The 19,116-nt window shown below is 50.8% G+C and carries 19 protein-coding genes; 6 read left to right on the forward strand and 13 right to left on the reverse strand.

Annotation, left to right across the window (positions count from 1 at the left end; genetic code table 11):
• Positions 1-46: 46 nt before the first annotated feature.
• The 3 genes from ACSYTG_RS12340 to ACSYTG_RS12350 are packed head-to-tail and all read left to right on the forward strand — an operon-like array spanning position 47 to position 3,759.
• Complete coding sequence (locus ACSYTG_RS12340; protein WP_095350180.1) at positions 47-943, forward strand: ferredoxin--NADP reductase; 897 nt, start codon at positions 47-49, stop codon at positions 941-943.
• 58 nt (positions 944-1,001) lie between these two features.
• Entirely contained in the window at positions 1,002-2,399 is a 1,398-nt protein-coding gene (gene gorA, locus ACSYTG_RS12345) for a glutathione-disulfide reductase (RefSeq protein ID WP_489783385.1), read from the forward strand.
• A 10-nt stretch (positions 2,400-2,409) separates the two neighbouring features.
• Positions 2,410-3,759 carry a dihydroorotase gene (locus tag ACSYTG_RS12350; protein WP_095350178.1) on the forward strand — a complete coding sequence of 450 codons (1,350 nt, stop codon included), beginning with the start codon at positions 2,410-2,412 and terminating at the stop codon, positions 3,757-3,759.
• Positions 3,760-3,902: 143 nt separating this feature from the next.
• On the opposite strand, the gene ACSYTG_RS12355 is transcribed toward ACSYTG_RS12350, so the two are convergent.
• The 13 genes from ACSYTG_RS12355 to ACSYTG_RS12415 form a co-directional block, all read right to left on the reverse strand.
• Positions 3,903-5,447, reverse strand: coding sequence for a Tad domain-containing protein (locus ACSYTG_RS12355; RefSeq protein ID WP_158093019.1), 1,545 nt, complete (start codon positions 5,445-5,447; stop codon positions 3,903-3,905).
• Positions 5,444-6,052 carry a TadE/TadG family type IV pilus assembly protein gene (locus ACSYTG_RS12360; protein ID WP_086645091.1) on the reverse strand — a complete coding sequence of 203 codons (609 nt, stop codon included), beginning with the start codon at positions 6,050-6,052 and terminating at the stop codon, positions 5,444-5,446. The genes ACSYTG_RS12355 and ACSYTG_RS12360 overlap by 4 nt, the downstream gene beginning before the upstream one ends.
• Entirely contained in the window at positions 6,021-6,503 is a 483-nt protein-coding gene (locus ACSYTG_RS12365) for a TadE/TadG family type IV pilus assembly protein (protein WP_086645090.1), read from the reverse strand. Before ACSYTG_RS12365 ends, ACSYTG_RS12360 begins: the two co-directional genes overlap by 32 nt.
• Positions 6,490-7,233 carry a tetratricopeptide repeat protein gene (locus ACSYTG_RS12370; protein ID WP_086645089.1) on the reverse strand — a complete coding sequence of 248 codons (744 nt, stop codon included), beginning with the start codon at positions 7,231-7,233 and terminating at the stop codon, positions 6,490-6,492. The genes ACSYTG_RS12365 and ACSYTG_RS12370 overlap by 14 nt, the downstream gene beginning before the upstream one ends.
• A gap of 28 nt (positions 7,234-7,261) precedes the next feature.
• Positions 7,262-8,200 (reverse strand): type II secretion system F family protein, encoded by a 939-nt coding sequence (locus ACSYTG_RS12375; RefSeq protein ID WP_086645088.1) that lies wholly within the window; start codon positions 8,198-8,200, stop codon positions 7,262-7,264.
• Complete coding sequence (locus ACSYTG_RS12380; protein WP_086645087.1) at positions 8,200-9,165, reverse strand: type II secretion system F family protein; 966 nt, start codon at positions 9,163-9,165, stop codon at positions 8,200-8,202. Before ACSYTG_RS12380 ends, ACSYTG_RS12375 begins: the two co-directional genes overlap by 1 nt.
• Positions 9,162-10,490 carry a TadA family conjugal transfer-associated ATPase gene (locus ACSYTG_RS12385; RefSeq protein ID WP_491706432.1) on the reverse strand — a complete coding sequence of 443 codons (1,329 nt, stop codon included), beginning with the start codon at positions 10,488-10,490 and terminating at the stop codon, positions 9,162-9,164. Before ACSYTG_RS12385 ends, ACSYTG_RS12380 begins: the two co-directional genes overlap by 4 nt.
• Before the next feature lie 68 nt (positions 10,491-10,558).
• Positions 10,559-11,821, reverse strand: coding sequence for a CpaE/TadZ family protein (locus tag ACSYTG_RS12390; RefSeq protein WP_165925898.1), 1,263 nt, complete (start codon positions 11,819-11,821; stop codon positions 10,559-10,561).
• A 3-nt stretch (positions 11,822-11,824) separates the two neighbouring features.
• Positions 11,825-12,163: a hypothetical protein gene (locus ACSYTG_RS12395; protein WP_086645084.1), complete on the reverse strand. Its 339-nt coding sequence runs from the start codon at positions 12,161-12,163 to the stop codon at positions 11,825-11,827.
• Between the two features lie 6 nt (positions 12,164-12,169).
• A complete protein-coding gene (locus ACSYTG_RS12400) occupies positions 12,170-13,624 on the reverse strand; it encodes a type II and III secretion system protein family protein (protein ID WP_242005812.1) in 1,455 nt (484 codons plus the stop codon).
• Positions 13,611-14,456 carry a Flp pilus assembly protein CpaB gene (gene cpaB / locus ACSYTG_RS12405; RefSeq protein WP_086645083.1) on the reverse strand — a complete coding sequence of 282 codons (846 nt, stop codon included), beginning with the start codon at positions 14,454-14,456 and terminating at the stop codon, positions 13,611-13,613. The genes ACSYTG_RS12400 and cpaB overlap by 14 nt, the downstream gene beginning before the upstream one ends.
• A 9-nt stretch (positions 14,457-14,465) precedes the next feature.
• Positions 14,466-14,927 carry an A24 family peptidase gene (locus ACSYTG_RS12410; protein WP_165925897.1) on the reverse strand — a complete coding sequence of 154 codons (462 nt, stop codon included), beginning with the start codon at positions 14,925-14,927 and terminating at the stop codon, positions 14,466-14,468.
• A 115-nt stretch (positions 14,928-15,042) separates the two neighbouring features.
• The gene (locus ACSYTG_RS12415; RefSeq protein ID WP_086645081.1) at positions 15,043-15,234 is read right to left on the reverse strand and encodes a Flp family type IVb pilin; all 192 of its coding nucleotides are present in this window, start codon (positions 15,232-15,234) and stop codon (positions 15,043-15,045) included.
• A 289-nt stretch (positions 15,235-15,523) separates the two neighbouring features.
• Between ACSYTG_RS12415 and ACSYTG_RS12420 the strand changes: the two genes are divergently transcribed.
• From ACSYTG_RS12420 to ACSYTG_RS12430, 3 genes are all read left to right on the forward strand, one after another.
• Entirely contained in the window at positions 15,524-16,687 is a 1,164-nt protein-coding gene (locus tag ACSYTG_RS12420; protein ID WP_489783386.1) for a glycosyltransferase family 87 protein, read from the forward strand.
• Between the two features lie 176 nt (positions 16,688-16,863).
• Complete coding sequence (locus ACSYTG_RS12425) at positions 16,864-17,298, forward strand: methyltransferase family protein (RefSeq protein ID WP_415437211.1); 435 nt, start codon at positions 16,864-16,866, stop codon at positions 17,296-17,298.
• Positions 17,299-17,547: 249 nt separating this feature from the next.
• Complete coding sequence (locus ACSYTG_RS12430; protein WP_489783387.1) at positions 17,548-19,092, forward strand: NAD(P)/FAD-dependent oxidoreductase; 1,545 nt, start codon at positions 17,548-17,550, stop codon at positions 19,090-19,092.
• Positions 19,093-19,116: the final 24 nt, after the last annotated feature.

A 19,116-nucleotide genomic window follows, 5' to 3' on the forward strand; every position in this document is an offset into this window, starting at 1 on the left:
GCGCGCCATCTATCTGATCTGCTATAAGCGGAGTACAAAGCGGTCCATGTCTGAAACCATTCTTGATAACGACGTTCTCCCCCGGATGTCTGCCTCTGAAGTGCCGAGCAGCCTGCTGCCGGTAGAAGGGCAGGACGGTGTGTGGCACCTTGCTCCCCCTACCAAGGAGTACGGCCACCTTTACCCGGCCAAGGTGCTGACCGTGCACCACTGGACCGACCGCCTGTTCACCTTCACCACCACGCGTGACCCCGGCCTGCGGTTTGAGAACGGCCAGTTCGCCATGATCGGGATTGAAGTGGACGGCAAGCCCCTGCTGCGCGCCTACTCCATTGCCTCCCCCAATTATGCGGACGAAATGGAGTTCCTCTCCATTGCCGTGCCTGATGGCCCGCTGACCTCGCGCCTGCGCCACGTCAAGGTAGGCGACACGGTTCTGATCGGGCGCAAGCCCACCGGCACCCTGCTGCTGGACAACCTGCGCCCCGGGCGGAACCTGTACTTCCTGTCCACCGGCACGGGTCTGGCTCCCTTCATGAGCCTGATCAAGGACCCGGAATGCTATGAGCGTTACGACCACGTGATCCTCAGCCATACGGTCCGTATTTCTGGCGAGCTGGCCTATGCCAACCATATCCGCCACGAACTGCCCCAGCACGAGTTCCTGGGCGAGGACATCAGCGGCAAGCTGCTTTACTACCCCGCCGTCACGCGTGAAGACTTTGCCGTAACCGACCGCATTACCAAGCTGATCGAAACCGGCAAGATCTTTACGGATCTGAATATCCCCGCTCTGGACCCCGAGCATGACCGCGTGATGATCTGCGGTTCGCCCGAAATGCTGGCCGATACGGAAGCCCTGCTTCAGGCCCGCGGGTTTGATGAAGGCAACATGTCCACCCCCGGTGCTTACGTGGTGGAAAAAGCATTTGCCGAACGGTAAAGGTAGTCCCACCTTACTGTAAAAGACCCTCAGCCCAGCACCAAAGGAGCCCGGCCCCATGACGTATGACTTTGATCTTCTGGTCATAGGAGCAGGCTCCGGCGGTGTTCGGTGCGCCCGCATTGCCGCCGGCCACGGTGCGCGTGTTGGTGTGGTGGAAAGCCGCCACTGGGGGGGCACATGCGTCAATCTTGGCTGTGTGCCCAAAAAGCTGATGGTCATGGCCAGCGATTATGCCGACATGGTGGAAGACAGCCACGGCTTTGGCTGGTCCACCGCACCGGGCACCCATAGCTGGCCCACCCTGATTGCCGCCAAGGACCGCGAAATTACGCGCCTGAACGGTATTTACGTCTCCATGCTGGAAAAAGCGGGCATTACCCTTTTTACCGGCCATGCCGAATTTGTGGATGGGCATACCCTGCGTATTACCCCCTCCCCTCTGGCCCCCACGGAACAGCCCCGGACCATTACCGCCGAGCGGATTGTGATTGCCACCGGCTCCACCCCCACCAAGCTGGACATTCCCGGAGCAGAACTGGCCATTACCTCGGACGAGGCCTTTGCCCTGCCGCAGCGCCCCGAACGGGTGATCATGATTGGGAGCGGGTATATCGGCATTGAATTTGCCGGTATCTTTGCAGGACTTGGCTCGCAGATAGACCTTGTTTACCGCCGTGACCTGCCCCTGCGTGGCTTTGATGAAGACATGCGCACCGCACTGGCAGACGCCATAGATGCCCGTGGCATTACCCAGCACCGCCATGCCAACCCCACCAGCATAACCCGGAACGGCGCCGAGCTGGTCCTGACACTGGATAACGGGCAGACCCTGCGCGCGGACTGCATCTTCATGGCCACAGGCCGCCGCCCCAAAATTGATGCGCTGGGACTGGGCAAGACATCCATCACCACCGCCGATAACGGCCGCATTCAGGTTGATGGCAATAGCGAGACGGCACATCCCGGCATTTACGCCATTGGGGACGTGACCGACCGTATCAACCTCACCCCCGTTGCCATTGCGGAAGGGCATAATCTGGCCGATCGCCTGTTCGGGCAGGCCCCCCCGCGCCAGTGGTGCTACGCGACCACTCCCAAGGCAGTCTTTTTCTCCCCCCCTCTCGCCACGGTTGGTCTGACGGAGGAGGAAGCCACACAAAACGGGGCTGTGGATATTTACCTGACCCGCTTTAACCCCATGCGCTACACGCTGGCAGGCCGCGTGCGCAAAACGGTCATGAAACTGGTTGTAGACCAGCAGAGCCAGAAGGTGGTTGGTGTGCATATTCTGGGCGACGAAGCACCGGAAATGCTACAGGCCGTAGCCATTGCCGTAACAGCCGGGCTGACCAAAGCCGACTTTGACCGCACCATTGGTATTCACCCCACCTCAGCCGAGGAACTGGTGACCATGCGCACCCGCACACGCACCACCCCCAAAGCTGACAAGTAAGGACAACCCCATGGCCGCATCCGCACAGAACACTCCGCACAAGGCGCATGATCTGGCGCTCAAAAACGGTTCCGTTGTCCTGCCTGATGGCACGGTGGAAACAACGGTATATGTGCGTAATGGCCAGATTAGCGCCATTGGCGGCACGGCAGATGCAGCGCGGGTTATTGATTGTAGCGGCCTGACCATTCTCCCCGGCGTGATCGACACTCAGGTTCATTTCCGTGAACCCGGGGCTGTGGAAAACGAAGACCTTGAAACCGGCAGCCGGTCCGCCGTGCTTGGCGGGGTCACTGGCGTTTTTGAAATGCCGAACACCAAACCCACCACCTCCACGCCCGAAGCCGTGGCCGACAAGCTGGCCCGCGCCAAAGACCGGATGTGGTGCGAACACGCATTTTATGTTGGTGCAACATCCGACAATGCCGACCAGTGCGGGGAGCTGGAAAAACTGCCCGGCACTGCGGGGATCAAGGTGTTCATGGGGTCTTCCACAGGCAACCTGCTGGTCTCCGATGATGCCATGCTTGAGCGCGTCCTACGCTCCGGCCAGCGCCGGGTGGCCATCCATGCCGAAGACGAAGCCCGGCTGATCGAACGCATGGGAGAACGTGTGGAAGGGGACCCCTCCTCCCACCCCGTCTGGCGGGATGATGAAACGGCATTACGCGCAACTGCCCGTGTGCTGCATCTGGCCCGCAAAACCGGGCGGCGCGTGCATATCCTGCACATTACCACCCCTGCGGAACTGGAACTGATTGCACAGCACCGCGACATCGCCACCTGTGAGCTAACGCCCCAGCACCTGACACTGGCAGCCGAGGATGCTTACCCACGTCTGGGCACGTTTGCCCAGATGAACCCCCCCATCCGCTCCGCTGCACACCGCGACGGACTGTGGCACTGGGTCACGCAGGGTATGCCCGATGTAATTGGCTCCGACCATGCGCCCCATAGTCTGGCCAACAAGAGCAAGCCCTACCCGGCCTCCCCTTCTGGCATGCCGGGTGTGCAGACGCTGCTCCCCCTTATGCTCAACCATGTGGCCCACCACCGCCTGACCCTACGCCGGCTGGTAGACCTGACATCCGCCGGCCCCCAGCGCCTGTTTGGTCTGGTTCGCAAAGGCCGGATTGCCGTGGGGTATGATGCGGACTTTACCATTGTGGACCTGAAGGCCCGCTGGACCATAGAGCAGAACTGGCTGGCCTCGCGCTGTGGCTGGTCCCCGTTTACGGGCGAGACCCTGACCGGCAAACCTGTGGGCACCGTTATTCGCGGGCAGCAGGTGATGTGGGAAGGAACACTGGCGGACAAAGCAACAGGTCAACCCTTCCGCTTTGACGCAACCGACAAGTAAAGCGCCACATCGTCAGCTTCCAAAGCGGCAGGCCCCGCGCCGGTTATATCAGGGAAACACAGCCGATAAGCGGTTCAAACGCCGCTTATCGGCTCTAATATTGCCCCTGCGAAAACTACCGGCAGAAAACCTTACCCACACATTTACTGAGACAACCGCAAAGCGGAAATCTGGCCAGCGATGTTGGAAAAGGCCGTTTGCATATCTGAAGCATTGGGTGATTCGAAGTAATGGTTACTATCGGTTGCACACGCCTTCATGGTGTTGATTGCAGCCGTATCCACCGATGACCCCTGATGCGTATAGAGAATAACAAACAGGTCTATGCCCATCGCCTTCATGTTAGAACAGACCTGCACCACAAGATTATCCAGTATGGGTCGCACAGTATCCTGAAACCCATAATAATACCCGTTTACCGTAGCCAGGTTATTATCCAGCAAACGCCCGAATGCTGTTTCGTCACTGTTCCACCATCCCCCCATATTGTCATAATAATCAGGGTAGCCATAGTAACAGGGGCACATCTGGTTCGTGCCATCGGTCATCAGCACCAGAATTTTCTTTGTGCTGGATTGCCCATAATCATAGGGCATGTCTGGTAATGAACTGGACCACAGGCCCTTCCACTTGGGGCTGATTGTAAACCAGCCCATCTGCAACGCATTCTGGATCAGGGTTCCACCACGCTGCAGCATGGGCATAAGGCTGATTTCTTTTTCAACGGTCGCCTTTGCCGCAGTCTCGGGCAACAGTGCAAGCGGCGGACACCCCAAATTGGGGCCGACTTCACCGCTGGAAACCCTTGGGGGAGCAGACGCGGATAATGTAATTGGGGCTGTTTCCGTAATGCCGGGCCGACCGGAAACACTCCAGTCATTATCCCCCTGCAGGTAGCTACAGCCGCCAAACCACGAACAATAATAAGGTGTTTTCTGGTAAGTGGTGGGCCAGAAAAACGGCTTGAACAGATAACTGGATACGGGCGGATTCTCACTCATATCTGCCGTTCCATCACTCGCATAACGTGCGAACACACATCCACCCCAGCCATTTTTGCCATATTTCAGGGTGGAAATATTAGAGGAACTATCCAGCCAGTCTGTATGCGAGTTGCCAATATTTACCTCGCCACCAAACGGCACAACAGAAACCCATGTGGTTGTCGTTGTTGTACTGTCCCCATACACCGTTTCGACCAGATTGGTTGCGCCCGTTCTAAGAGCCAAAATACCGTCCGAACCCAGTGAGTTCGTATTATCCAGCACAAGAGCGACCTCAAGCCCGCCCCCTGCGGCAACAACCTGAGCCTGTGCCACAACCGGGATCTGATTCCAGCCAAAGATTTTAGCAAACACCATCGGCACATATGCTGTGGCCGAGATGTTCAGCGTAGAAGCATCCACAAACGTGATTTTAGGCCCAGGCGTTTGTGATCCAAGCGGACCAATCCCATTGGCAACGTGATTGACTGCAAAATTCTGCCAGAACACCAGTGTAGCATCTGCATCACGGGTGGAAGCCTTGACCTCCCTCCCAGCCGTAAGGGCTGCCGCATCAATAGCGGTTTGCAGTCTTACACGCGTCAGATAGGTGCGGGAAAAGTCGATACCCATGGCAACAGAGGCAACCATGGCAAACATGACTATACCAACAACCAGCCCCACAGCTCCCTTTCGATCCATCATGTGCATTCTTTCGCTGTTGCTGTGGTATCAAGTTTGCCTACGCCAATATTGGTACCAAAAAAACGGGCTGGCAAAACAGACTGGCTGCTGAGCACCGGACTATCCCGGTTGGTCATAAGCCCCGAAGCAAACTGCCATAACCCGGGCCGGGCAAATGCCTCCACTGCAATAAATGTCTGAGCAGGATTCATGGAGACACCGGATATTGCATATTGCGAAAGACTCGCTGATGTAATCCCGCTTTTAAAGGTAGTGGAGCCAACCTGCTTCTGCCAGTAAATGGCGAGCTTATTATTACTATCCGGTCCTATCGCTGTAATGATAACGGCACCATTGGTTGTACCGACAATGTCCAGAGGTGCTGCGATCTGCTGCGCATCAGCAAAAAAAACATTCAGGTCATACGGGTCTGAAATATGCTGGCACTGGGCAATAATCTGCCCCACCTGCGTCGTCACAGAGTGAAGGCGCATCCAGTTCCTGAATTCAAAAATCATGTCTGCTGCCCCCAGCAGCAGCAAAAGAGCCACAGGGGCAACAAGCGCCAGTTCCAGCGCTACAGAGCCCTTACGGTTAGCAGCTAATCGTGCCTGAAAACGGTTCATTTTTAACCAACGAGGATACTTTATGGACCATACTCCTAGAGTTCATAATCCACTTTCCAAAAAAAGTAAGGTATGGCTGAGTATAAACAAATGTATAAATCATTGTATCCCCCCCAGCACCCCCAAATCCACTGCCACTGGAAGAAACAGCCGTAGCATTATTTGCTGCCGACGTTATTGTCAGGTTTTCGGGTTTTAAAATTGTCGGAGCTCGTAGCGTCACAAGAAAAACAATAGCCTGAGCACGACACGTTGGAGAGGCCTTTACGTTTGGCACAATCGACTGCCCGGTTGATGCAAAGCGTATCGCTTCGTCCACCCCGTTCCGCAGGGCAGCCTCGGTTTCCAGCTGCCAGCCAACCTCTATCGTGCCCACCACAACCATAATCAGCAGCAGGGCCGTTAACGCAAACTCGACTGCGGCCGCACCACGACGATCATTGCGCAACATAAGGGCGGGTCCTGAATTTGGAAAAAGACGCCATGACAATGTTTGCCTGCGCCTTTGGCATATCCTGCATGAGCGTATTCCGCGCATTGTTCCGGTATCCAGCCAAGTATTGTGCCAGTGCAAAATTGGCCCGCACCCTGCTTGAAGTCGTATCCGGTGCAGCAGCAATAGGTTCCAGAATATCCAGCGCCTGAGCGTACTGCCCACTCAACACATACGACAGCCCCAGATTGCTCTGAGCAGACACTTTCATCGGATCAAGCCCCATGGCTTTCCTATAGGCCGCCTGCGCAGGCACATATTGGCCCTGCAGGTCATACGAAACGCCCAGATCAACCCATGCCTGCACATCGCGCGGATAACGCTTGACCATATCCTGTAGCAGCACCGTTGCCTGCGGTGGATCGATCTTCAGCTTGATCTTGGCCAGACCTTTGGTTGCTTCCAGGGAATGCGGCTTGTGCTGGAGGGCTTTTTCAAAAAAAATGGCGGCTGCCTGATTACGGCCCATGCTGGCATTGACCTTACCCAGTTCAGTCAGGGCTTTAGGGTCATCCGGATGTTCATTCAGATAATGTTTCAGCACCTCCAGAGCCGCCTGAGGGGCGCCATCCCGCAGTTCTGCATCGGCTTTGACAACTTCATCCGTCATCGCCGACTGCGTTCCGCAACCGGCAAGCAACGGGAGCAGCAGGAACAGCAGGACATTCATGTATCTGATACGGTACATCTCTATTGTACTCTTCTCTTCCCTTAGATTAGTTATAAAACGTCTTCACAACCTGAAGGAAGGCTGGTCCACCAGCAATAATGAACACGATTGGTAGAAAAAATAGAATCATAGGCAACGTCAGCAATACCGGTAGCTGAGCAGCACGGGCTTCATATTCAATCATGCGGTTCTTACGAATTTCAACAGAAAGAGCGCGCAACGCCAGCGTTACCGACGACCCGACCTGAATAGTCTGGCTTAAGGAGTTGGCAATACGGCGCATATCCAGCAATCCCGTACGGCTTGCCATCAACTGAAAAACTTCCCGTCGATCAGTAATCATGTTCATCTCCTGAGCCGTCAACTGAAACTCAAAAGCCGTACTCGGATTGACACTCTTCATTTCCAGCGCCACGCGATTAATGGCCGCTTCAATTGCCAAGCCTGCATCCGCACAGATTACCAGCATATCCAGCGCATCAGGGAGTCCTTTTTCTACCGCCTTAAGGTAGCTCTTCCTCCATTGCCGAATAAGGATATCAGGTAACAGCAAGCCAAAAATGGCCCCGGCAACAGGAGCAATAATATGCAATGCAGGTTTGGAAAAGAAGTCATAGGAAAAAAACCAAGCAACAAAGCCACCAACCGGTAGCAGGATCAGCTTACATCCAACAAAGATTTCCAGATAATGACTTCCTATATAAGAACTTGCACGCAAGCCTTCTGTAAACGCCTGAATGCTCTTTTCATCTATAATTCCACTTTTTAGAACAACTTGGCCTATTTTTTGAAATACTACTGAAAATCTACCCCCTTTTCGTTCTTCAACAGAATTAGGGTCGAGCTCGCCTACAGTCGCCAGAATAACCCGTAAACGTTTGGCACGTCTGTCGTCACTGCGTGTTTTGGCCACCAGAATGAGCACAGAAGCGCAGAACACCGCCAGCAAGCAAAGGAATATGATGATGTTCAGATAAGATGCCATTAGAGGTCAAGAGTTCTGCTGATAATTATCTTCATAACCGCCATCCCCAAAACAAACAAAAAGATGGCAGACGCCAAGAGGTAATGACCAGATTGCGTCCAAAAAAGCTGGTTGATATAGTCCGGATTAACGAACTCCAACAGAATGGCAATAAAAAAGGGCAGTGCAGCCAGGACGTAAGAACTCATTTTAGCTTCGCTGGAAAGTGCAAGGCCCCGCTTGTAAATGGCAATCTGCTGCTTGATCGTATCTGCCAGCGATGACAGCACATCAGCCAGCGCCCCCCCAGTAGAAGACTGAATACTGATAACCGTTGCCAGAAAACGGTATTCCTGAAGATCAACCCGGTCCGCCACAGCCTGCAGAACTTCCCCCAAACTCCGGCCCACGGCAACCTCGCCCGCAATGACCTTAAACTCCCTGCACGTTGGTTCGTCGCTTTCCTCACTGACAACAATCATGCAGCGCGAAAGGGGGACACCAACACGCAAGGAGCGCACCATCATACCAATTGCATCGGGAAATTGTGTATATAATTTTTTTTTGTATCGATTCCGCAGAAAATTACAAATAAAGCGGATAGTAGCAACCCATATGAAAAAGTTTATAATAACGCTCCATATACCGATAACACTAAACAGATAGTAAAGCGTTATGGTCGGGAATATGGAGGACAATAAATATATCTTCAGCAAACCCACATCACTATGTGCATAATGTTGTGGATTATACTTTGAAGCCCAGATCAAAAATTTTCTGATAAAACCAGATTCAACAATATATACAGCCCACTCCACCGGTGTACGTTTGCGTGGCTCAATATTATGCAGAAGGTAAGAGCTTATTTCTTTATAGATACGCTTATTGCGGCGATCTTTAGCTATACTGGACTGATAAAGAAGGTACGCAAGAACATTAATACCCGCAAAAAATAAAAAACCAATAACCAGAAGGAAACTGGTCATAAGGACACGCTTTCAAACGCGGCATTCCATACGCCATCCATCTGGTTATAAACCAGTTTTTCATAAAAGCTGGGGCGAATGCGCGAGACTTCGTAGCTTGTCAGCAGCTTGCCTTCTGCATCCTCACCATCAAACTGCATCCGGAAAATATCGTTCAGAACGACAACATCCCCTTCAACACCCGAAACGTCTGTCACCTGAGTAATCCGGCGACCGCCATCCCTGTGACGCCCAACCTGAATAATCATGTCAACCGCACCAACAATCTGGTTACGGATCGCAGAAATAGGCAGACCGAAGTTGCCCATCTGCACCATGCTTTCAATACGTGTCACGCCATCACGCGTTGTGTTCGCATGGACCGTGGACATACTGCCATCATGGCCGGTGTTCATGGCCTGAAGCATGTCAAACGCTTCAGCACCACGGACCTCCCCGATAATAATGCGGTCAGGGCGCATACGCAGAGCATTACGGACAAGATCACGCTGCGTCACTTCCCCCTTGCCTTCCAACGACACGGGGCGTGTTTCCATACGCACAACATGCGGCTGCTGAAGCTGGAGTTCCGCAGCATCTTCAACGGTAATCACACGCTCACCAAAATCAATAAAATGCGAAAGTGCATTCAGCAGCGTCGTTTTACCAGAACCCGTGCCGCCAGAAATTACAACATTCAAACGAATCCGTGCTGCAATTTCGAGAATTTTGGCAACAGCAGGCGTGCAGCTGCCATTATTAACCAACTGCTGAAAACTGATTTTGTGACGCGAGAATTTACGAATGGACAGATAAGGACCATCCAGCGCCAGAGGCGGGAAAACAATATTAACACGCGAGCCGTCTTTAAGGCGCGCATCGACCATCGGGCTTGATTCATCCACACGTCGGCCTACATCTGACGCAATGCGCTGGCAAACAGACGCAAGGTGGCGCGCATCCCGGAAGCGGATATTGGACGGCTGCGTTTTCCCGCTCCGTTCCACAAAAATGCTGTTGGGCCCGTTGACCATAATATCTGCAATACTATCGTCATCAAGCAACGGCTGAATGGGGCCCAGCCCCTTCATGTCATGAACAAGTTCCGTCGCAATACGGCGCTGCTCACGCAGATTGAGCTGAATCCGCTGCTCCGTGGCAACCTGATCAACCACCTGCTCGACCTGTTCAAGCAGGTCCTCGGCCGACAAGGATAAAACTATTGTAGGATCAAGCCGGTTTAAGCACAGCGGACGCAAAATAAGCGACTGATCGGACAGCGCAGGGCTTTCAACCTCTGCGGCAGGTGCCGTTTCCTGCGGAGCAACTGCTGCTGCATCAGGCACGCTAAACTCGTCTTGCACATTTTGCATGCGGCGCAGACGATCAACAATCTCATTTTGCTTGCTAGAGCTCATTTCTTAAACCGTGCTCCCAAGGCTTTTATTTTTTCTTTGAGTTGTGCAAAAAATCCTCCCTTGGAAAGGGAGGAGCTCAACGTAACGGCCAGTGCACCATGTGCCAGCTGTTCAATAGTCTGACGGTACACTTTGTTTTTGGTAACAACCAGCTTGCCGTCGATTTCAGCGTTTCCACAATCTGCGGGCAGATACGGCATGAGTATATCAGGCTCCGTGCCCAGACTCTGCGTAATCTCGTCCAGTGACAAGGACCCAGGCCGCCCCACATTGTTAACAACAATAAACGGCTTGCTGACAGGAGAAACACGCGGAAGGCTGGCCATGACCCGCAGTGCATCACGCACGGAGACAATGGTCGGATCCATTATTAAGATATACTGCTGTGCTTGCCCCAGAACACGCATATACACGTCATCATCCGACCATTTTACTTCGGTCAGGACAAAACGAAAACGAGGGCGCACAAGTTCCATCAACCGGGTAACAGCGTTACTCCCGATTTTGGGCAACGTGTTCAGATCCCCCATGCTCGACAGGACCTGCAAACGCTCCCCAACGGCCTGCATGCTACGCTCAAGCAGCAGTTCGTCCATGCGATCGGGCGTTTCCAGAGCAGACCGGAAACCACCGTTGGTATTAATATCCAGCAGTGTTGCCATTTTGCCTGCGCGCAGGTCAAAATCGATCAGCAGCGAATATCGGCGGGCTTCTTCTGCCAGAAAATAAGCCAGATTTGTGGTAAGAGTTGTCGCCCCCACACCATCACGCACCCCGATGCAGGCAATCAGGCTGGCCCCTTCCATCAGGCGATGCGTGTCACGCCCGTGAAGAATAATCGGACCAAAAATACGTAAAATCAGGTTACGGCTGAAGGGACGATACAAATACTCCGCCGCCCCGAACACGTGGGTTACGCTTCGGTAGAAATCCGCATCGGTGCGATCACCCAACACCATAATGGTTACGTCGGGTGGCAATAACTCCGTAACTGTACGCAGAACGCCTAATGCGTCACTTTCTCCACCAACGTCGATAATCAGATAAGATGGAAACTCATGCTTACCCAGGTAGGAGATCGCAAACGCCCCTGACCCGCGCAAAACCTGCACTGTGCCGGACCGGAGCTCTTTAAGGCATTCGGTAAGCTGCGCCTCTGTATCCGCATCCTGCACAAAAGCAAGGACGCTGCCCTGCTTTATGTTGTCAGTATCACCAGGCTGCTGCTGGGGCTGGGACTGCTCTGGGGGAAGTGCCACGTGTTATTGCCCCCCACCACTGCTACTGGTAGCGACTCCACCCCCGGAGTTTCCCTGATCCTCACCGTTCATATTCAACTCAGCCAGACCACTCCGGCCAAGGCTTTTGACACGGTCTTCGCGCCAACGTTCCACCGCAGCCACGGCTGTCTGCCCGTCAGACGGCGGCAGCGGACGACCTCTTTGCAAATCTCGTTTATTCTCTACCTGTGCGGCCGTGTTGGCATCGTAAACCCCCAGACTCCGCCAGTGATAAGACTGGTCAAGCGGTTCCATAACCGAACAGTCCGCCAAACCCATCAACAGGATAACCGCAGTGCCCGACACTATTTTATACGACATAAGGTGCTACTCCACCATAAAACCAGCATCGCCGGTTTCCAGACGCTGCCAGGGGCGTCTACGAGAAACATCGGTGCCACTCTGACGCATCATAAAAATACGTTCCATGTCATTTGGCGGCGTCCAGCCTTCATCCGGTGTGTGCAGCTCTTTTTCGTTGCTCACCGGCTTGACCAGATACGGCGTGGCAATAATGACCAGTTCGCTCTCGTCTTTCTGGAAGCTTGAGGATTTGAACAACGCCCCCAGCACAGGAATATCCCCCAGCCATGGCAGGCCTTGACCCGTAATTTTTGTGCTATCCGACATAAGGCCAGCAAGAACAAAGCTTTGCCCGCTTGCCATTTCCACGGTTGTATCTGCACGCCGGACAGTAATCGCTGGAATCTGAACAGAAGAGTTCCCAGCCGAGAGTGTTACTGCCCCATTAGAAGAAAGCGCGCTCACCTCGGGCCTTACATGCAGGCTGATACGGCCATCCCCTAAAACCGTGGGAACAAACGCCAAAGAAATACCATACTGCTTAAAGCTGACGTTGGTCGTATTATTGTAACTGGAAACCGGAACAGGGTATTCACCACCAACCACAAAATTGGCGGGCTGCCCGCTAATCGTGGTCAAGTTTGGTTCGGCAAGGCTATGAACCAGACCATCTCTGGCCAGCATATCCACAACCGTTTCCAGCGTGACCGACTGGCTACCGGCTTTAAAGCGAGAAAGAAAGCCAATGCTGCTTTTGGTCGTCGCCAGTGTTTCCAAGGGGCTAGAAGTCGCAAGACCAATAACTGCCGATGTGCCCAAGGCGTTAACGTTTTGCCATTCCACCCCAAGCTCACGCACCAACGAGCGATCCATTTCAACAATACGGATCTTGAGGTTCACCTGAATGGAGCCGTGCATTTTGGAATAATCGGACACAAAACCGTCTTTACCGACCAACCCACGAGCACGGTCGCTAAAACGCCAAGCTTTTTCGGGATTATCGGAATCCCCATCAATGTTCAGCCCGTCTGGCGTGGCCGTGGCCCGTAGCATCGGCACAATTTTGCCAGCAGAATGATCCAGTGTGTTGGCAGGATAAGTGGAGGGCTCAACACGCACCGCGTAATGGTCAATCGCCTGCCCATTGGTATCTGCCGCCACAATACTTGTGCGACCAGCAGACAGCCCGAAGACAAACACGCTGTGTGGGCTTGCCGGACGTATTTCCGCAACCTTTGGATCCGCTGAAAACACGTTTTCGGCTGAGCCGGACAGTTCGACCAGCTTACCGTTCCCGACCTCAAGGGTCAGAACCGAAAGGGAGCGGGGCTGCGCCGCATGGCGCTTTGCAGCAACTGGCGCATGGTGCCTTCTGGGATGCGCTTTTGCTTTGCGCGCGGATGCCTCCATAGGAGGACACATGCCAAACAATACGATGCCACTTAGCGCAATCCGCATGGCTCTTTTAAAAGTGGACATCTTGAGCGCCTGAAATCCCATTATAGACATGCATAACCTTTACGCCGCCCTTCACCTGCTGACTATCAGACGCAGAGACAGAGTATTCCCAGACCGGGGGTGTGGCAAGATCATCATGTGAGCCACCAAGCGATTGAACTGTCAGCACTATTTGACCGAGTTGCTGGGCCGTACCCAGAACACCTGACTGCTCAGGCGTGACTTCCAGAGTTACTGTTCGCACGTCTATACCGGCCTGCTCAGTAACATTCCGGCTTCCACGCGGGGATAGAGCACCACCCACGGCAACAACCCGGATACCTGAAAGAACAATTTTAGAGACGAGGCGCGAAACATTGCTTCCGCCAGCACCATCTCCGACCCGTTCGGTCATCACCACATCGACTCTATCACCAGGTTCGATAAGGCCTGACACGCCTGAGGCCAGATTGACGCCAATGCTCAGTGCGCGCATCCCGGGCTTCAGAACCGCGGAAAGAAAGCCGTGGTCCCCGACTCGAAGAAAAGCCTGTTCAACAATTCCGCCGCCCGCAGGAAGATCCATCCGCAGCAGCGCCCCTTCCAGAGCCTGCCGGTTCGCTGGAGTATCCTCCAGACTCCCTGGGGGGACATAATCATCGGGGATAGCCGATGTAACCAAGTCTGCCTCGCGGAGAAAATCACCCGCATGCATGGCATGCCGGACCGTGAGCAGTTTTTTTGTATGAACAACAACTTCCTGCTGGGCGGCCTTCTGCGGTGCAGGCGCGGGGGACATAATAACTTTCCCGAGCACAAAAAGACCAATCAAGCCGATCACACCAATGAACAACATCGCAATACGCGTGACCATTCTTACCGCCTACCACTCACCCCGCAGGGTCGTCATAATGAAGCCAATCGCAATAGCCACAGCATAGGGTAGGGACATACCCCGCCTAATCCGCCAGGCCTCGACGCGCAGAACGCGATTTTTTGTTGTCCTCTTTGATATGATTGGCAATCTGTTCCGACCAAAGAGATACAGCATGGCCAGAACACCGCCAGCCAAACCAATATTCAAAAGAAAAATAAGCTGCTCATACGGCATAAAAAACAATGAGGTTGCGGCAATCAGCTTAACATCCCCACCCCCGATGACTCCGAGACTCCACAAGAAAAAAAGCAGGAGGTAAATCAGAGCACCAAAGGCAAGGGAAATCCAATGGACTGCCGCACCATTTAAAATCGCAAGAGCCAGAAGACCCAGACTGACCCAGTCAGGGATCTCCCGCACTCGCACGTCAACCCACATTGCATAGCAAAGGAGGGCATAGGCTGCCATGAGAACAAACCATGACACCACTAGACCCTCTGACCATTGCCCCTCAGGAGCGCAGAAGCACTCCCAAGGTTACACCTCGTAAACCGACGCAAGGCCGCAGCAATATCCTTCGCAATTACGACGAGATACTTTGCGCAATCGACTGGAACACTGCGCTGAGCCTGGAACCAAGAGTCGTCACGCCACCGATAATTGCCAAAGCAATCAAGGAAGCAATCAGACCATATTCAATAGCCGTCACCCCGCGCTTATCCTTAATGGAAAAAAAACGGGCAACCACTGCTGCATATTCATTTACTCGCAACATGTATCATTCTCCTAAATCTAAAAAATCAATGGAGGTTACCCCCACTGGTTTACGCTAGTGTGTACTATTAATACACATCGGGTTACATATTAATTGCTTTAAATCAAAATTTCAAAAAAAATCCTCTCACCACTTGCTCGCGACGTAGAGTTGTAAATTTCCATCAAATTCCTTAATGTCGAACCATATCAAATCACATCATGCAAAGCGCATTACACAAATGCTCAGTTCGAAGAAGCCAAGAGATATAGTACAATTTCTATATTCTGAATTAAAAAATATGAATTTCATGAATAAAGAAAGATGTAATGCATATTTGATAATATATATTATAGTTTTTACGATTATTTTCTCTTTTTTATATATTATTAAGGACGAAAATAAACCTGAAGACTATGCATTTGGTGGAGATTTTATACTGTTTTGGGCAGCCTCCAAGCAGTTAATTCACGGCCACATTTATGATATCTACAATACAGCTGCTCATGATGCAGTCATGCAAAGTGCTCATGCCCTGAGCCACCCTTACAAACTACCATTTCTATATCCACCTTCCATGCTTTTTTTCATCTGGCCGTGGGCATTTTTTACTTATACATTATCTTACACTCTATGGGGTTTGACGGCCCCCTTCATCACCGCAAAAACATTGAGTATTTTGTGCCGCAACTGGTCCATTACTGCATTTGCATTTGTATCTCCTCAATTCTGCATTTCTCTAGTTACAGGACAAACAGGGCTTTTGATCGCTCTGATTTTAACATTAGGTTTTTACTATATTGAAAAAAATCCATTTGTTTCTGGTTTATTTTTCGGTCTCCTTATTATTAAACCACATGTTGCATTTCTTGTTCCTCTTGGTCTTATTTTTATGGGCCGCTGGCGCACAATAATTGGAATGATGACATCTGCCACTTGTATGGTAGGCCTTTCCTTGTGTGTGTTTGGTCTTGATGCTTGGATACGTTTTTTTGAATACTCACACATGATGCAAGATAGCATTTTGCATAACGTAGCTTTATGTCAGATTTTTATCACGTTATTCGGTTTTCTGTCCGTGCACCATGTGCCATTCTCTACAGCTTTATGGCTGCAAATTATATTTTGCTCTACCATCATAATGTTTGTTTTTTATAAAATAAAAAAAGGGAGAAATATTAAAAATAATCTCATTCTATGCTTGGCCGCATCTCCTTTATGCACACCTTATCTTCTACACTACGACCTCACTTATATGATGATACCCGCAATATGGATGATTAATACAGCTATTGAAACGAAATTTCTTCCTTGGGAAAAACTTCTACTGATTGTTTTATATTTTTCACCTTTTTATATTTTGTCCCTAACCTTGCATTATCATATGCCAATTGAACCAATTATTGCCCTGATCTTCCTTTACGTAGCCTCCCGGCGCCACTCGTACCTTGAAAAGAACGCAGTTCAATGTTAAGTGAAAATAAATATATTAACGATAAACTAGAAAAAATAATTATAATCATCCCATATATTTATTTCATAAATCATAATTTCAAATTGATATTTATTGATTATAATATTATAACTATATTGTATATGGTGGAAATGATATTGGAGCTTCTCTTTACGTTATTTCGATCTCCAGGAAGAATGAGCCATAACACAACAGACTGGATATTAGCCATTCTGGGAACGTATTCGGCGCAGATCGTTTCTACTCATACCAGCAATACACATCTTGCCCCTGTTACATTGTGCTTTATCTTGTCGTTTATAGGCATTCTTATCAGCCTTTCAGCCAAACTCTGCCTAGGGAGAAGCTTTGCAATTGTTGCAGCTGTACGAGTTGTAAAAACTTATGGTCCATACCGTATCATCCGGCATCCAATGTATGCTGGCTACATGTTAACCAGCCTCGGTTTTCTCCTGTATAATTTCAGTCTTTGGAATATCTGCGCTATTTTTAGTACATGGTCGTTACAGATCCTGCGTATCCGAGCAGAAGAAAAAATGCTTTCCACAGATCCACAATGGTGTCTTTGGTCAAAGCAGGTTCGCTGGAAGATTTTGCCCTTTGTTTACTGATACGATTACCTGTTACGCGCATTATTCAATTATCACACCTCACACCCAAAAATTATTTGCCGTGGAATTAAAATAATGGGGTAATTTTTGAAAATTTCAATTTATTATTTGGATTATTGAAATTTCTTCGTCACATTATCATAATTAAAAAAATATACCGATTTGACCTTTTGTATTCTTCATATACCCTGTATTTACTACCGAGCTTTCCGATCAGAAATAAGAAGTTGGGTAAATATAGGGAACGTCATGGCACAAGATGAAAAAATCGTTGTTATTGGTGCTGGGCCAGCAGGTTTGACACTTGCCTATGAACTCCTGAAAGCCGGTCGGAAAAATGTAACTGTTTACGAATGCGACAAACAGGTTGGCGGAATATCAAAAACCATCAAGCATCATGGCAACCGTATAGATATTGGTGGGCATCGCTTTTTCTCCAAATCCGACTGGGTTATGTCCTGGTGGGAGAGCTTTCTGCCAATTGCGGCAACAAGCGAACAAAACGTTACCTTACAATATCAGGGTAAAGAGCGAGAGCTCGCTGTTGGACCTCAGTCTTCTGCGACTGATGACGTCATGCTGGTCCGCTCCCGTCTCTCTCGTATCTATTACAATAAAACGTTTTTTGACTACCCACTCAAACTCACACCAACAAATCTGGCCAAGCTTGGGTGGCGTAAAACCATTGTTTTCGGCCTGAGTTACCTCTGGGCCCGGTTCCATAAAATTACACCTGAACTGACACTGGAAGATTTTTTCATAAATCGGTTTGGTCGCAAACTGTACCAACAGTTTTTTAAAGATTATACAGAAAAAGTCTGGGGCGTTCCGTGCTCTAGCATTAGTGCGGACTGGGGCGCTCAGCGGGTTAAAAGCCTGTCTATTTCCAGCGCAATTCTGCATGCCTGTAAAAAAGCTCTTGGTCTGCAGAAAGACGCGAGTGTTCAGACCTCCCTTATAGAGCAATTCATCTACCCCAAATATGGTCCGGGCCAGATGTGGGAAACTGTTGCGCGGCATATTACAGATATGGGGGGAACAATTCTCCTCAATCATCATGTCAATGAGATTACTTTTGAGAATAATCACGCCGTATCCATAACTGTTACCGATAAGGATGGCGGACAAGAGCGCCAGAAGTGCGATATTCTGGTGTCAACCATGCCGATTAAAGAGCTTGTCTCTGCCAGCGGAAGTTACTTTTCCCCCACGGTAAGGCAGATTGCACAAGACCTGCAATACAGGGACTTTATTACAGTTGGCCTGCTCTATAAATCTTCGGACATAACACGCCAGTTAGAAGACAACTGGATTTATATTCAGGAACCCGGCGTCAATGTCGGACGGGTGCAGATCTTTAATAACTGGAGCCCCTATCTGGTTTCCGACCCGGAAACCACATGGCTTGGACTTGAGTTTTTCTGTTCCGAAGGAAATGAGCTCTGGACTCTGAGCGAGCAGGATATGATCAAGCTCGCCTGTTTTGAAATGCAGAAAATCGGCCTTGTTTCAACGCTTAACACATTAGACAGTATTGTGGTGCATGTGCCCAAAGCGTATCCCGGTTATTTTGGTGAGTCCTACAAAAGTTTTTCCACAGTCCGCAATGCCTTGGACACTGTGGAAAACCTCTATCTTATCGGGCGGAATGGGATGCACTGTTACAATAATCAGGACCATTCCATGCTAACGGCCAAGGAAGCGGCTGACCAGATTATCTCTGGCCAGCAGGATAAGAGCAAAATCTGGGAAATTAATATTGATGATGAATACCACGAAGAAAAATCAAACTGAGGCACTTTTTCAAGGCAGGTTAGC

It is taken from the genome of Acetobacter sp. ESL1128 (genome assembly GCF_058505085.1).

What these genes read in the sequence shown, in the direction of transcription:
- ACSYTG_RS12425 (WP_415437211.1), top strand. Translation starts at nt 16,864, where the DNA reads ATGAGCCATAACACAACAGACTGGATATTAGCCATTCTGGGAACGTAT.
- ACSYTG_RS12395 (WP_086645084.1), bottom strand. Translation starts at nt 12,163, where the DNA reads ATGTCGTATAAAATAGTGTCGGGCACTGCGGTTATCCTGTTGATGGGT.
- ACSYTG_RS12340 (WP_095350180.1), top strand. Translation starts at nt 47, where the DNA reads ATGTCTGAAACCATTCTTGATAACGACGTTCTCCCCCGGATGTCTGCC.
- ACSYTG_RS12415 (WP_086645081.1), bottom strand. Translation starts at nt 15,234, where the DNA reads ATGTTGCGAGTAAATGAATATGCAGCAGTGGTTGCCCGTTTTTTTTCC.
- ACSYTG_RS12355 (WP_158093019.1), bottom strand. Translation starts at nt 5,447, where the DNA reads ATGATGGATCGAAAGGGAGCTGTGGGGCTGGTTGTTGGTATAGTCATG.
- ACSYTG_RS12380 (WP_086645087.1), bottom strand. Translation starts at nt 9,165, where the DNA reads ATGACCAGTTTCCTTCTGGTTATTGGTTTTTTATTTTTTGCGGGTATT.
- gorA (WP_489783385.1), top strand. Translation starts at nt 1,002, where the DNA reads ATGACGTATGACTTTGATCTTCTGGTCATAGGAGCAGGCTCCGGCGGT.
- ACSYTG_RS12430 (WP_489783387.1), top strand. Translation starts at nt 17,548, where the DNA reads ATGGCACAAGATGAAAAAATCGTTGTTATTGGTGCTGGGCCAGCAGGT.
- ACSYTG_RS12375 (WP_086645088.1), bottom strand. Translation starts at nt 8,200, where the DNA reads ATGGCATCTTATCTGAACATCATCATATTCCTTTGCTTGCTGGCGGTG.
- ACSYTG_RS12400 (WP_242005812.1), bottom strand. Translation starts at nt 13,624, where the DNA reads ATGTCCACTTTTAAAAGAGCCATGCGGATTGCGCTAAGTGGCATCGTA.
- ACSYTG_RS12365 (WP_086645090.1), bottom strand. Translation starts at nt 6,503, where the DNA reads ATGTTGCGCAATGATCGTCGTGGTGCGGCCGCAGTCGAGTTTGCGTTA.
- ACSYTG_RS12360 (WP_086645091.1), bottom strand. Translation starts at nt 6,052, where the DNA reads ATGAACCGTTTTCAGGCACGATTAGCTGCTAACCGTAAGGGCTCTGTA.
- cpaB (WP_086645083.1), bottom strand. Translation starts at nt 14,456, where the DNA reads ATGGTCACGCGTATTGCGATGTTGTTCATTGGTGTGATCGGCTTGATT.
- ACSYTG_RS12420 (WP_489783386.1), top strand. Translation starts at nt 15,524, where the DNA reads ATGAATAAAGAAAGATGTAATGCATATTTGATAATATATATTATAGTT.
- ACSYTG_RS12370 (WP_086645089.1), bottom strand. Translation starts at nt 7,233, where the DNA reads ATGTACCGTATCAGATACATGAATGTCCTGCTGTTCCTGCTGCTCCCG.
- ACSYTG_RS12410 (WP_165925897.1), bottom strand. Translation starts at nt 14,927, where the DNA reads ATGGCAGCCTATGCCCTCCTTTGCTATGCAATGTGGGTTGACGTGCGA.
- ACSYTG_RS12350 (WP_095350178.1), top strand. Translation starts at nt 2,410, where the DNA reads ATGGCCGCATCCGCACAGAACACTCCGCACAAGGCGCATGATCTGGCG.